Source organism: Flavobacterium polysaccharolyticum (assembly GCF_038739875.1).
In the GTDB taxonomy this organism is placed as follows: Bacteria; Bacteroidota; Bacteroidia; order Flavobacteriales; family Flavobacteriaceae; genus Flavobacterium; species Flavobacterium polysaccharolyticum.
This window is the reverse complement of record NZ_JBCGDP010000006.1, coordinates 221,605-235,140: the sequence shown is the minus strand read 5'-3', so window position 1 is coordinate 235,140 and position 13,536 is coordinate 221,605. Positions and strand designations below refer to the sequence as shown.

The 13,536-nt window shown below is 35.7% G+C and carries 11 protein-coding genes; 3 read left to right on the top strand and 8 right to left on the bottom strand.

The genetic code is table 11. The features are described from left to right. Both WFZ86_RS08580 and WFZ86_RS08575 read left to right on the top strand, forming a co-directional pair. Positions 1–287, top strand: a 287-nt coding sequence (locus WFZ86_RS08580; protein WP_342691548.1) for a type IX secretion system membrane protein PorP/SprF, incomplete at its 5' end; no start/stop codon positions are given. 10 nt (positions 288–297) lie between these two features. Continuing rightward, a complete protein-coding gene (locus WFZ86_RS08575) occupies positions 298–2,241 on the top strand; it encodes an OmpA family protein (RefSeq protein WP_342691547.1) in 1,944 nt (647 codons plus the stop codon). An 87-nt stretch (positions 2,242–2,328) separates the two neighbouring features. On the opposite strand, the gene WFZ86_RS08570 is transcribed toward WFZ86_RS08575, so the two are convergent. The 3 genes from WFZ86_RS08570 to WFZ86_RS08560 form a co-directional block, all read right to left on the bottom strand. Then, a complete protein-coding gene (locus tag WFZ86_RS08570) occupies positions 2,329–4,560 on the bottom strand; it encodes a cation:proton antiporter domain-containing protein (protein WP_342691546.1) in 2,232 nt (743 codons plus the stop codon). A 152-nt stretch (positions 4,561–4,712) separates the two neighbouring features. Then, entirely contained in the window at positions 4,713–6,059 is a 1,347-nt protein-coding gene (purB, locus tag WFZ86_RS08565) for an adenylosuccinate lyase (RefSeq protein ID WP_342691545.1), read from the bottom strand. Positions 6,060–6,117: 58 nt separating this feature from the next. Next, positions 6,118–6,825 carry an SIR2 family NAD-dependent protein deacylase gene (locus WFZ86_RS08560; RefSeq protein WP_342691544.1) on the bottom strand — a complete coding sequence of 236 codons (708 nt, stop codon included), beginning with the start codon at positions 6,823–6,825 and terminating at the stop codon, positions 6,118–6,120. Between the two features lie 296 nt (positions 6,826–7,121). Here WFZ86_RS08560 and WFZ86_RS08555 point away from each other — a divergent pair, with 296 nt between their 5' ends. Beyond that, complete coding sequence (locus WFZ86_RS08555) at positions 7,122–7,778, top strand: TrmH family RNA methyltransferase (protein WP_342691543.1); 657 nt, start codon at positions 7,122–7,124, stop codon at positions 7,776–7,778. Here the strand turns inward: WFZ86_RS08555 and WFZ86_RS08550 are convergent. The 5 genes from WFZ86_RS08550 to WFZ86_RS08530 all read right to left on the bottom strand — a co-directional run bounded on the left by WFZ86_RS08550 (position 7,775) and on the right by WFZ86_RS08530 (position 13,451). Further along, positions 7,775–8,503: an LVIVD repeat-containing protein gene (locus WFZ86_RS08550; RefSeq protein WP_342691542.1), complete on the bottom strand. Its 729-nt coding sequence runs from the start codon at positions 8,501–8,503 to the stop codon at positions 7,775–7,777. The two genes, WFZ86_RS08555 and WFZ86_RS08550, sit on opposite strands and share 4 nt — an antisense overlap. Continuing rightward, the gene (locus WFZ86_RS08545) at positions 8,504–8,983 is read right to left on the bottom strand and encodes a hypothetical protein (RefSeq protein ID WP_342691541.1); all 480 of its coding nucleotides are present in this window, start codon (positions 8,981–8,983) and stop codon (positions 8,504–8,506) included. It lies immediately after the preceding gene. Positions 8,984–9,122: 139 nt separating this feature from the next. Further along, complete coding sequence (gene secA, locus WFZ86_RS08540) at positions 9,123–12,467, bottom strand: preprotein translocase subunit SecA (protein ID WP_342691540.1); 3,345 nt, start codon at positions 12,465–12,467, stop codon at positions 9,123–9,125. Positions 12,468–12,553: 86 nt separating this feature from the next. Beyond that, positions 12,554–12,775 carry a DUF2795 domain-containing protein gene (locus tag WFZ86_RS08535; protein ID WP_007138072.1) on the bottom strand — a complete coding sequence of 74 codons (222 nt, stop codon included), beginning with the start codon at positions 12,773–12,775 and terminating at the stop codon, positions 12,554–12,556. Between the two features lie 106 nt (positions 12,776–12,881). Continuing rightward, positions 12,882–13,451, bottom strand: coding sequence for a cob(I)yrinic acid a,c-diamide adenosyltransferase (locus tag WFZ86_RS08530; protein ID WP_064715265.1), 570 nt, complete (start codon positions 13,449–13,451; stop codon positions 12,882–12,884). Positions 13,452–13,536 lie beyond the last annotated feature (85 nt).

The following is a 13,536-nucleotide window of genomic DNA, read 5'->3' as shown; positions in this document are numbered from 1 at the left end:
TCAAACCTGCATTTTTAACCAAATTAGTAAAAGGTTCTCCTTTACAAGTAGATGCATCAGCGAACTTTATGTTTGTAGAGAAAGTAGTGGTTGGAGTGGCTTACCGATGGAGCGCTGCGATGAGTGCAATGGTTGGATTTCATGTGACAGATGGCATGTATATAGGTTATGGATACGATCTAGAAACGACCAATTTAGAAAACTATAATTCAGGATCACATGAGGTTTTCTTGCGTTATGAAATCTTCAAAAACAACGAAAAAATTACTACTCCAAGATTTTTCTAAAAATTAGATCATGAAAAAACAGTTCCTTCTTTGTCTAACTTTGACCTCCATTATTTGGAGTGCTAGTTTTGCTCAAAAAGCCAAGATTGCTTCCGCCGACAAAAAATATGATAGTTATGCCTATGTAGATGCGATACAAACCTATGAACGTTTGGCTGCCAAAGGGTATCAATCTGTAGAGATGTTCGAGAAATTGGGTAATGCCTATTATTTTAATTCTGATTTTGAAAAAGCAGCCCAATCTTATGAAAAGCTATATCAATTACAGCCAGAATTAGCACCTGAATATTATTACCGTTATGCTCAATCACTAAAAGCCACTGGAAAAGAAAAAGAAGCAGCAACCGTATTGGCACAATTTGAAAGCAAATCAACGGGAGATAGTCGAGTAAAACGTTTGAAAACCAATAGTAATTATTTAAATGAAATCAGATCGAATCTAGGACGTTATACAATTGATAATGCAGGAATCAACTCCAAGTATTCTGACTATGGAAGTGCCATTGTAGAAAATCAATTGGTTTTTGCCTCCGCAAGAGATACAGGAGGAGTAATACAAAATAAGCATGCTTGGACAGGAAAACACTTTACTAATTTATATGCTGCCAATGTAGATAGTGAACTCAGTCCGAGTAATCCATCGCGATACGATGCCAACATCAATTCTAAATTTCATGAAGCTACACCAGTATTTACCAAAGACGGCAGTACGATGTATTTTACTAGAAATGACTATTTGGACGGCAAAAGAGGGAAAGATGTTAATAAATTTACTTTACTCAAAATCTACAAAGCCACTTTGGTCAATAAAAGATGGACTAATGTAACCGAATTGCCATTCAATAGTAATAATTTCAGTTCTGCACACCCAGCCTTGAGTCCCGATGAGCAAACCCTATATTTTGCTTCTGATAGACCTGGAACCATCGGACAATCTGATTTATATAAAGTATCGATCAACAGCGACGGAACTTATGGAGATCCCATTAATTTAGGAACAGCTATTAACACCGAAGCAAGAGAGACTTTTCCATTTGTAACCAAAGACAATCAACTGTATTTTGCCTCAGATGGTCATCCTGGACTAGGAGGATTAGATATTTTTAGAACCAATATCAACAACGACGGTAGTATAGGGATTATAGAAAATGATGGGGGTGAAGTGAATTCTCCCAAAGATGATTTTGGGTACTACAGAGATAGTGAGACCAACAATGGTTTTTTCTCATCAAATCGCGATGGAGGTTTGGGATCTGACGATATTTACAAATTCACTTTCAAACCTAGCTGTAAACAAAGTCTCAAAGGCATTGTGACCGATAGTAAAACAGCCGCTGTATTAGCCAACACAACAATTACTTTGATCGACAACCAATATAACACTATTGGAGAAACAACCACCGATAGCTCAGGCAATTATAGTTTTGAGGTAAAATGTAGCAAAAGCTATAGTGTAAGAGCCATCAAAACGGAGTATTCTCCTAAGGAATTGAAAATTAGTATTCCAACAACTACAGGCGAAACGAAACTCGATATTCAACTAGAAAGTAGTGTTTGTAAAGTAGCCGTGGGTGATGATTTAGGGAAATGTTTTGGAATCAAAATGATTTATTTTGATTTAGATAAATCCAATATTCGTAAAGAAGCTGCTTTGGATTTGGCCAAAATATTGGATGTTTTGAATCAAAATCCTACAATGAAATTGGATATTCGTTCACATACCGATTGTAGACAAACGGCCAAATACAATATGGCTTTATCAGAACGAAGAGCTAAGGCTACAATTGCATGGTTAGTTTCAAAAGGTGTTGATGGATCTAGATTAACAGGAAAAGGCTATGGAGAATCGCAGCTTATTAACGATTGCGGATGCGAACCAACGAATCAGTCCAACTGCTCCGAAGAACAACATCAAATGAATCGTAGAAGTGAATTTATTATAACGGCACTTTAATTATTTTTTTTTCAACAAATACTAACTTCACAAGTGTATGTTCAAAGTAAGGCTTCGTTTTATAAACGGAGTCTTTTTGTGTTATTTTTATTCATGAACCAAATCAGTTAATAATTTCTTATCACCTACAATCCACAAGATGTCATCTTTTTCTAGTAAGATATTTGATTCAGGATTCATGAATCGAATTCCTCTTTTTTCTACACCCACTACGAGGCCTTTTGTTTTTTCGCGAAGTTTAGACTCTTTGATGCTTTTACCAATAAACTCATGATTTTTTAACTCGATTTGTCGGAGTACAATATCAGGTTCTCTCACTTCTGGTGTAGCTTCAATTTCGTGTTGGTCCAAATATTTTTTGAATTCTTGTACTTGAGCATCAGTGCCAATCACAAATACTTCATCTCCAGGAAAAATGCGTTCATTGGCGTCAGGAATATGAATGGTAATTTCACCTCTTTTGATAGAAGCAATGTTGATTCCGAGTTGTTCTCTTAGTTGTAATTTTTTTAAAGTTTCACCAGCAATATTCGATTCGGCTGCAATATCAAAAACCGCCATATGACCGTCCCAAGGCGATAAATCACTTCGACTTCTTTTTGCTTTTGTAATTTCTCTATCATTTAAATTGGATAAAAAATGATTTTCTATTTTATGGTATTGACGGTTTAATTTCTTTTGGAACAAAAAGTAAAGAATAATAGCCACTACAAACGCAAGTAAAGCTGTTTTTGGAGAAAAGAAAATATTCAATAACAAGCCAATGTAAACAATTGCAATTAGTATTCTAAACAAGAACAACATGGCCATTGGGCCTCTAGATTTTCGATCTTCCAAAAGTATACTGACCTCGGCAACCGCAACTCTTCTTAACGATAATGCCCAAAGAAATGGCGCTAAGAAAACCAATGTAATTAAAGCTCCTATAGCTGCTCCAAAAGGATATTCTTTTACTAATGGTAGAATGAATTTTGATGATAGTAAAATAACAGCAACAATTATTATAGAATGGATAATTACCTGTGTCAAGTAGGCATTAATAACAGTTTTCCAATTGTTAACTGTTTTGATTGCTTGGGTACTCGCGCTATAACGTTCGATTCTTTTAAGCCATTTTCTTGGGAGTTTTCGACTCAAAAAGTCTGAAAAAGGTCCTGAAAATTTAATCATGTAAGGGGTGCTAAAGGTAGTCACTGCCGAAACTGCAACAACTATTGGATACAAAAAAGAACTAGTTACTTGCAGCGTAATCCCTAAAGTAGCGATGATAAACGAAAACTCTCCAATCTGTGATAAACTCATTCCTGTTTGCACCGATTCTTTGAGGGGCTGTCCCGATAAAAGTGAACCAACGGTAGAGCTAATGGATTGACCTAATATAGTCACGAGTGATAAAACCAAAACAGGAATAGCGTGTTCTTTCAAAGCATCGGGGTCAATAAGCATCCCAACCGATACAAAAAAGACGGCGCCAAATAAATCTTTTACAGGCTTTACTAAATGTTCTATATGTTCGGCTTGAGTGGTTTCGGCAATGATAGAGCCCATGATAAAGGCTCCAAGCGCGGGTGAGAAACCAACATTGGCTGCTAAAATTACCATTAGCAAACAAAGTGCAATAGATATAATAAGTAACATTTCATCGGTTAATAAATGCTTGGCTTTTTTTAATACGGTTGGAATGATAAAAATACCACTCAAAAACCAAAGCACTAAAAAGAAAACCAACTTTAAAATAGATTGTAATAACTCACTACCCGAGAAATTTTCACTAACCGCTATGGTAGACAAAAGAACCATGAGCAAAATAGCAATGATATCCTGAACGATTAAGGCGCCAATTACATTACCCACAAAGCGTTGTACTTTTATACCTAATTCATCAAAACTTTTCAAAATAATAGTTGTTGATGAGATAGATAGAATTACGCCTAAAAAAATACTATCCATAGTAGACCAATCCAGTAATTTTCCTACGGTATAGCCCAAAAACAACATAAATGAAATTTGAGTGATGGCAGTAATAGATGCCGTTCCTCCTACTTTTATAAGCTTCTTAAAACTAAATTCGAGTCCTAAACTGAACAATAAAAAAATGATTCCAATTTCGGCCCAAACTTCGACACTTTTAATATCTTGAACCGACGGGAAAAAATCAAAATTATTCCCAGCCAAAAATCCTGCTATTAAATAGCCTAAAACCAAAGGTTGCTTTAATTTTTTGAACAGTAATACAGCAATTCCTGCCGTCATAAGTATTAACCCCAAATCAGTAATTAGTGGTTCAAGATGGGTTGATGCTTCTGCAGCTGCACTCATTGTTTTTGGTTTTGAAAATTATAAAATCTCGATTTTGGCTAATTTACAAAAATCGTTTTTGAAATCCTGTTTTTGAGCTACAACAAAAAGTTAAAACCAAAAAAAGCTATCGGTTAGGATAGCTTTTGTAGGTAAAAATATTTTTTGGACGATTAAATCCCAATAAAATTACTTGGTGTGATTTGAAGTAATTCTGCCTTTATTGCATCAGAAACTTCTAAAGTAGCAATAAATGCATGCATAGAATCTTTAGTGATTGCTTCGTTCGTTCTAGTTAAACCTTTTAGTGCTTCATAAGGATTTGGATAGGCTTCTCGACGCAAAATCGTTTGAATAGCTTCTGCGACTACCGCCCAATTATTTTCTAAATCTTCGTGGAATTTACTTTCGTTCAGTAACAATTTGTTCAATCCTTTCAAAGTCGCTTCAAAAGCAATAAGTGTATGTCCCATTGGTACACCAATATTTCTTAAAACGGTACTGTCTGTTAAATCACGTTGCAGTCTTGATAAAGGCAATTTAGCAGACAAATGCTCAAAAATCGCATTGGCAATGCCTAAATTTCCTTCAGAATTTTCAAAATCAATAGGGTTTACTTTATGTGGCATAGCCGATGAACCAATTTCGCCCGCTTTGATTTTTTGTTTGAAATACTCCATCGAAACATACGTCCAAATATCACGGTCCAAGTCGATAATGATGGTGTTGATTCTTTTTAAAGCATCGAAAAAAGCAGCAAAATGGTCGTAATGTTCAATTTGAGTCGTTGGAAAAGAGTGGTGTAATCCCAAAATATCTTCTACGAATTTTTTACCAAATTGTCTCCAGTCAATTTGTGGATAGGCAACGTGGTGTGCATTGTAGTTTCCTGTTGCACCACCAAATTTAGCCGCAAAAGGAATATTGAACAACAAACGCATTTGCTCTTCCAAACGCTCAACGAAAACCCCAAGTTCTTTTCCTAAACGAGTAGGAGAGGCAGGCTGACCGTGCGTACGTGCCAGCATAGGAACGTGAGCCCATTCTTGACTTAACTCTTTCAATTTGGCAATTAAACCAATCAAGGATGGCATATACACTTTTTCAAATGCTTCTTTTGTCGAAAGCGGAATAGCCGTGTTGTTGATGTCCTGAGAAGTCAATCCAAAATGAATAAACTCTTTGTGAGCAGAAAGACCCAATTTTTCAAAAGCGTCTTTTATAAAGTATTCTACCGCTTTTACGTCGTGATTGGTAACTTTTTCAGTTTCCTTAATCCAAAGCGCATCTTCGGTACTAAAGTTTTTGTAGATGTTGCGTAAACTCTCAAATACATTTGGGTTTACTTCAGTTAATTGTGGTAAAGGTTGTTCGCATAAGGCAATGAAATACTCGATTTCAACCAAAACACGGTATTTAATCAACGCTTCTTCTGAGAAAAAAGGCGCTAATGCAATTGTTTTATTTCTATATCTCCCATCAATAGGAGAAATGGCATTTAATTCGTTTAAAGTAGTCATTGTTGTGTTTTTTGTTCGAAAGGCACAAAAATAAGCATAAGTGTTCAGTATTCAGTTTTCAAGACTTAGTTTTTTTCTCTAATTCCAATAACTTTTGTTGCAAAACAAGAATTCCTTCTGTAGCCTTCATAGCAATACAAGTCAGCGGATTTCTCAAATTCGAAATTGTAGTCGCTTTGGGGTCAATATAAAAAATAGGAACATTTTTTGGTGCAAAATCCGTCAGTCCTGCCGCAGGATACACTTGCAACGAAGTCCCAATAATGGCGATATAATCCGCTTGTTCTACCAAATCAATCGCGGCTTCTAGCGCAGGAACTGCCTCACCAAACCACACAATATGCGGACGCAATTGGTAACCGTTCGTATCACAATCGCCCAGTTGCAAATCGCCAGACCAATCCAAAACATACGATTCATTTCGTATACTTCGTACTTTTAGCAACTCACCGTGCAAGTGTAAAACGTTCTGACTTCCCGCACGCTCATGCAAGTCATCCACGTTTTGTGTGACAATATGAACCTCAAAATCCTGTTCCAATTCCACCAAAACCTGATGCGCTAAATTAGGTTGTACTTCCAATAATTGTTTTCTACGTTGATTGTAGAAATCCAAAACCAAGGTCGGATTCTTTCGCCAACCTTCTGGCGTTGCCACCTCCATTACATCGTGTCCTTCCCACAATCCGTCGCTATCTCTAAAGGTTTTTATGCCGCTTTCAGCACTTATTCCAGCTCCTGTTAATACTACTAATTTCTTTTTCATTTTTCGAAAATTAATTTGTTTACCATTATTTGGGCGTGCCCACAGCTTCACAAAGGGGCATTCAGCAAGCGTGTTATGCGCCCCTTTGCGAAGCTGCGGTCGGGCTATCCGCGCTACTTCGGTAGCCAGCTACTATCCCTCACGCAAAAAAAACAACTCAAATAAAATCATTTTTTCAATCAATTCCCAATTCCAAAACTCAAAACTCAAATTCCAAAATCCAAATCACTAACTATTAATCACTAATTACTAAGGACTAATTACTTTTCTTATTTTTGCCAAAAAAAAAATCAGGCATGATAGATTTGGATTATCTAGAATATTTAGAAGGATTTTTAACCGACAATAGAAAAGAGAATTTCTTAAAAGTACTCAAAAACAGAACCAATCACTTTACAGTGGTAGTCGAGGACGTGTTTCAAATGCACAATGCTAGTGCGGTAATGCGTAGTTGTGAAGTTTTTGGTGTACAAAATATGAATGTAATTGAGCAGCGTTTTGGTAAACGAATCGACAAACAAATCGCTATGGGCGCTCAAAAATGGGTCGATATTACCCCATTTGATTCGGTAAATAATTGTATCGACACGCTAAAAAGTAAAGGCTATCAAATCATAGCCACCACACCTCATACCAATGATTGTGATTTGGAGGATTTTGATTTTTCTAAACCCAGCGCATTGTGTTTTGGTACCGAAAAAGAAGGTTTATCCGAAGAAATCATGCAAAAAGCCGATGGATTTCTCAAAATCCCTATGGTAGGTTTTACCGAGAGTTTAAACATTTCAGTATCTGCAGCTATTATTTTGCAAAATCTAACCAATCGACTGCGCAATTCTGATATTTCTTGGCAATTAACCGAAGCACAAATTCTCGAAAAACGACTCGATTGGGCACGAAAATCAATCAAAGACATCAAACGCATCGAGGTGCGCTATTTTGAGAAGAATTAGAAATTTATTTCACTAATTAACTTTATGTTTTTAATGTCGGTTGGATCCAATTCGTATAGATAGACGCCATTATCTCCTATGGCGTAAAGAGAGTTGTTTTTGATAATTAAGTCAAAGCATTTTTTTTCAATTACATTTTCTAAAACAGGTTCGGCTGGGTTTTGAATATTGAAAATTTTAATAACATCATCACACACTAAAAGATAGTTTGTTGAAAAAAGTGTAATTCCTTTGGGTTGTATGAGATTTCGACTATGTATTAGCTTTGGGTTGCTAAGGTTTTTTGTGTCATATACTTGTAAAACATTCACATTATTGCCGCATAATGCATTTGAATTTAAGGTTACAAAGGCATGTGTACTATTAGCAATCACTGGATCACATGCGGTAAAATGTTGTACGCTGGAAAGTTTTGTCGGGTTTTCAGGATTTGTTATGGAATAAATAAACATTCCGTTTCTAGAACCTATATATAAATTGTCTCCAAACGAAAACAAAGTTTCAATATTAAAACCAATTTGAGTTTCATTAACTTTTACTGGTTTTTGAGGATTTATTAATGAAAAAACATTGAGTTTCATCTCATCCACGCAATACAAGTAATTTCCTCTTATTGTAAAAACAGCCAAAGAACCTCCTTGACCAATCTCTGGTGTTGAGTTTGAGTCACTATCAGAACAGCCTAGAACAATAAATATAATTAGTAAGGATATTATTTTTTTCATTTATTTCCAGTCTATAATTATTTGATTATTTGTTGGATTTCCGAAGCTTCCATCAGGAGCCCTTTTTTGAGGAAACACATTTTTATTTCTATTGGTTACCAATAATTTATTGTTGCTCTTATCAAAAGTTGCAGTTACTAAATCTACAGCTTGGTTAATGAAAATGATTTCGTCAATGATTGCCAAATCGGTGGCGCCAGGTGCTTTTATAAAATGGATGAGAGTTGGCTTTTTAGGATTGGAATAATCATAGACGTGAAATCCTTTATTGACATCATTGATAAACATTAAATCTCCTTTAATGTATATTTTTCCAGATTTGATAATAGGTTGTGGATTTTGGAGAGCTATCGATTTTTCAAATGCGATTCTTTCCATTGTAACAGGTTTGTAAACAGGTTCACTAGTATCTCCTCCAGTTGTTGGCCAACAGGAATAAAAAAGGAAAGGAAAAATAAACAGTACTATTTTTTTGCTCATTGTTAAATGTTTTACTAAAGGTAAGAAAATAAATAAACAAGCTTTCGTTGTTTTTTAATTTTCACATTATCAAATAGTTATTTTTCAAAAAAAAACCGCCTCACAGTTGAGGCGGTTTTTAAAACTTATTTTAAAATATTTAGCTTACTAAAACCCAAGTTCCAGCTGCCAATAAGCTTTCAGCTTTTTTGTATTTCATCGTTTCTGTTTTGCCAGTAGCTACTTCTTGAATAGTTACAGTGTCATTACGATTAATTTTAGGCTGGTCGCGAACAATAGTTTCAGTCACTTGACGGGCTTGTGTTTGCCCTGCCTCACGATTGATACTTTCGCTATTTTCGATTTCGTCTTTATTCAATTGGTAATCGTCTTTTGGACGAGCTACTTCTTTAGCTTCTTGAATTCTTTGATTTTCTTGAGCAGGTAAGTCACCTTTAAATAAGAATGAAATCACTTCTTTATTCACATTATCCAACATAGAACGGAATAAGTTGAAGGCTTCTAACTTGTAAATAAGCAATGGGTCTTTTTGTTCGTGAACTGCCAATTGAACCGATTGTTTCAATTCGTCCATTTTACGCAAATGTTTTTTCCAAGCTTCGTCTACAATCGCTAAAGTGATATTTTTCTCGAAATCAGCTACCAATTGAGTTCCTTCAGAATCGTAAGCTTTTTTCAAATCAGTTACCACATTCAAGGATTTGATTCCATCAGAAAAAGGAACTACAATGCGCTCGAATTGGTTGTTTGGATCCTCATATACACTTTTGATAATAGGGAAGGCCTCTCTAGCACTTCTTGCTGTTTTTTCGGTGTAAAAATCTAAAGTAGCTTTGTATACTTTTCCAGTTAATTCTATTTCATTCAGTTTAGCAAAATCACTTTCGCTAACTGGTGATGTAATTGAGAAATAACGAATCAATTCAAATTCAAAGTTTTTGAAATCGTTGCTTAATTTATTGTTGGTGACAATTAATTCGCAAGTATCATACAACATATTGGCGATGTCTAGTTTTAGACGCTCTCCATGTAAAGCATGACGACGACGTTTGTACACTACTTCACGTTGTGCATTCATAACGTCATCATATTCTAATAAACGTTTACGAACTCCAAAGTTGTTTTCTTCTACTTTTTTCTGTGCGCGTTCAATAGATTTGGTCATCATAGAATGTTGAATCACTTCACCTTCTTGTAAGCCCATTCTATCCATTACTTTGGCTACTCTTTCAGAACCAAACAAACGCATTAAGTTGTCTTCTAACGAAACATAGAATTGAGAACTTCCTGGGTCTCCTTGACGACCTGCACGACCACGTAACTGACGGTCCACACGACGAGAATCGTGACGTTCTGTACCGATAATGGCCAATCCACCAGCTGCTTTTACTTCTGGTGTCAATTTGATATCCGTTCCACGACCCGCCATGTTGGTAGCGATAGTTACCACACCTGGTTTACCTGCTTCCTCAACAATTTGAGCCTCTTGTTTGTGCATTTTCGCATTCAATACGTTGTGCGTTACACCACGCATTTTAAGCATTCTACTCAATAACTCTGAAATCTCTACTGATGTTGTCCCAATTAATACCGGTCTTCCTGCTTTAGATAATTCGGTAACATCTTCGATAACGGCATTGAATTTTTCACGAGTCGTTTTGTAAATCAAATCGTCTTTGTCAATTCTAGCCATTCCTCTATTGGTAGGAATTTCAACTACATCAAGTTTGTAGATTTGCCATAACTCGCCTGCTTCAGTAACTGCGGTTCCTGTCATACCACCTAGTTTGTTATACATTCTAAAGTAGTTTTGTAAAGTAACAGTAGCAAAAGTTTGAGTGGCTGCTTCAATTTTTACGTTTTCTTTGGCTTCAATGGCTTGGTGTAATCCGTCAGAATAACGACGACCATCCATTATACGTCCTGTTTGTTCATCAACAATAAGGATTTTATTGTCCATGATTACATATTCTACATCTTTTTCAAAAAGAGAATAAGCTTTTAATAACTGAGTCAAAGTATGAATACGTTCGCTTTTTACTCCAAAATCTTGGAATAATCTTTCTTTAGCTTCCGCTTCAGCATCTTTGTCTAAATTTTGTTTTTCGATAGCCGCAATTTCAGTTCCAATGTCTGGAAGAACGAAAAAGTCCGCATCCGTATCGCCAGAAAGGAATTTGATTCCGTTGTCGGTCAATTCTACTTGATTATTTTTCTCTTCAATAACAAAATATAGTGCTTCATCAACAATGTGCATTTCACGATTGTTGTCTTGCATGTATTGATTTTCTGTCTTTTGAAGCAATTGTTTGATACCTTCTTCACTCAAGAATTTAATCAATGCTTTGTTTTTTGGTAAACTTCTGTAGGCTCTCAACAAATTGAAACCACCGTCTTTAGTGTTACCTTCTTTGATTAGTTTTTTAGCTTCTGCCAAAAATCCATTAGCCAATTGACGCTGTAAACTTACTAGGTTTTCGATTTTTGGTTTCAATTCATTAAACTCATGACGGTCTCCTTGAGGAACTGGACCAGAAATAATCAATGGAGTTCTAGCATCATCAATCAATACAGAATCCACCTCATCAACAATGGCGTAATTATGTTTGCGTTGCACTAAATCTTCTGGCGAATGCGCCATATTATCTCTTAGGTAATCAAAACCAAACTCATTATTGGTTCCGTAAGTGATGTCTGCATCGTAGGCTTTTTTTCTTCCTTCAGAATTTGGTTGGTGATTGTCGATACAATCTACTGTTAAGCCGTGAAATTCAAATAGAGGGGCTTTCCATGTGCTATCACGTTTTGCTAAGTAATCATTCACAGTTACTAAATGTACTCCATTTCCAGTAAGTGCATTTAAGTATAATGGAAGGGTAGCTACTAATGTTTTTCCTTCACCCGTTTGCATCTCAGAGATTTTACCCTGGTGCAACACCATTCCGCCAATCAACTGAACGTCATAATGAATCATGTCCCAAGTAATTTCTTTACCAGCTGCATTCCAAGAATTGGCCCAGTTAGCCGTATCTCCCACAATGTTGATGTAGCTTTTAGTGGCTGATAATTCGCGGTCTTTCGGGGTAGCTGTAACGCTAATGGTAGTGTTTTCTTTGAATCTTCTTGAGGTTTCTTTTACCACAGCAAAAGCTTCAGGAAGAATATCCATTAAAGTTTTTTCAGAAATATCATAAGCTTCTTTTTCTAAAGCATCAATAGCGATATATATATCTTCTCTTTTATCGATATCTGAGATGGTTTCTACTTCTTCTTTCAAAGAAGCAATTTTAGCGTCTTTCTCAGCTCTTGCTTGTTTGATCTTTTCTTTGAAGAAAACAGTTTTGGCTCTCAATTCGTCGTGTGAAAGTCCTTGTAAAGTACTTTCAAAACTTTTGATTTTATTTAGATAAGGTTGTAAAGCTTTAACATCCTTTTGAGATTTATCGCCTACAAATACTTTTAGTATGCTGTTTATGAAACTCATGATTTAGTTGTATTTCTGTTTTATATTGTGTGTTATTTCTAACAAAAAAAAAGCCTCTTTTTTGAGACTTTTTCTTGGGTTACTTTTTAATACTCATCCTCGTTCCAAAGGTAATCTTCGTCCGTAGGATAATCTGGCCAAATTTCTTCCATTGATTCATATATCTCGCCCTCATCTTCAATAGATTGAAGGTTTTCTACTACTTCTAATGGAGCACCAGCTCTAATAGCGTAGTCAATAAGTTCGTCTTTGTTAGCAGGCCATGGTGCATCACTTAAATAAGATGCTAATTCTAATGTCCAATACATATTTTGTCGATTTAATTTGTGCAAAAATAAATTTTTTACGGAATAAAACAAGTAAAAAGTGATTTATTTTTGCGTAAAGTTAAGAACGTTTTTTTTAAGAAAAAAATTACTTTCTAGGAATCCATTTTACTTCCTCAGCGTTCAAATCCAAGGTCAACTTTCGTGCCAATACAAAAAGATAGTCAGAAAGTCGGTTTAAGTACTGAATTGCTATTGGAGCTACTGGCTCGTTATGACTTAAATGTACCGCTAAACGCTCTGCACGTCGACATACACAACGCGCAATATGACAATATGACACTGTAGTATGTCCGCCTGGAAGTACAAAATGCGTCATTGGAGGTAATAAAGCTTCCATTGTGTCAATTTCTATTTCAAGGAATTCAATATCTTGATCAGTAATGCCTAAGTTTTTTAGACGCAATTCACCATTTTTTAGTACCTCTTTTTCGGGTGGAGTGGCAAGAATAGCTCCTATAGTAAACAAACGATCTTGCACCTCAATAAGTGTGTTTTTGTAATGATTATCCATTTCTTGGTCGCGAATCAGGCCAATATAGGAATTGAGTTCGTCGACAGTGCCATAACTTTCAATTCTAGCATGGTCTTTAGGTACTCTAGTTCCTCCAAATAGGGATGTAGTTCCTGAGTCACCAGTTTTAGTATATACTTTCATTAGAGTAAGTGTTCTAAGTTTATTTTATCAATGGTTGTTGATGGCTGTAAATATAAAAAAAGACCGCTAAAAGCAGTCTTTCTTT

Coding starts and splice junctions, on each gene's coding strand:
- WFZ86_RS08545 (WP_342691541.1), bottom strand. CDS start 8,983: ATGAGCAAAAAAATAGTACTGTTTATTTTTCCTTTCCTTTTTTATTCC.
- purB (WP_342691545.1), bottom strand. CDS start 6,059: ATGACTACTTTAAACGAATTAAATGCCATTTCTCCTATTGATGGGAGA.
- WFZ86_RS08550 (WP_342691542.1), bottom strand. CDS start 8,503: ATGAAAAAAATAATATCCTTACTAATTATATTTATTGTTCTAGGCTGT.
- WFZ86_RS08575 (WP_342691547.1), top strand. CDS start 298: ATGAAAAAACAGTTCCTTCTTTGTCTAACTTTGACCTCCATTATTTGG.
- WFZ86_RS08535 (WP_007138072.1), bottom strand. CDS start 12,775: ATGTATTGGACATTAGAATTAGCATCTTATTTAAGTGATGCACCATGG.
- secA (WP_342691540.1), bottom strand. CDS start 12,467: ATGAGTTTCATAAACAGCATACTAAAAGTATTTGTAGGCGATAAATCT.
- WFZ86_RS08560 (WP_342691544.1), bottom strand. CDS start 6,825: ATGAAAAAGAAATTAGTAGTATTAACAGGAGCTGGAATAAGTGCTGAA.
- WFZ86_RS08570 (WP_342691546.1), bottom strand. CDS start 4,560: ATGAGTGCAGCTGCAGAAGCATCAACCCATCTTGAACCACTAATTACT.
- WFZ86_RS08555 (WP_342691543.1), top strand. CDS start 7,122: ATGATAGATTTGGATTATCTAGAATATTTAGAAGGATTTTTAACCGAC.
- WFZ86_RS08530 (WP_064715265.1), bottom strand. CDS start 13,451: ATGAAAGTATATACTAAAACTGGTGACTCAGGAACTACATCCCTATTT.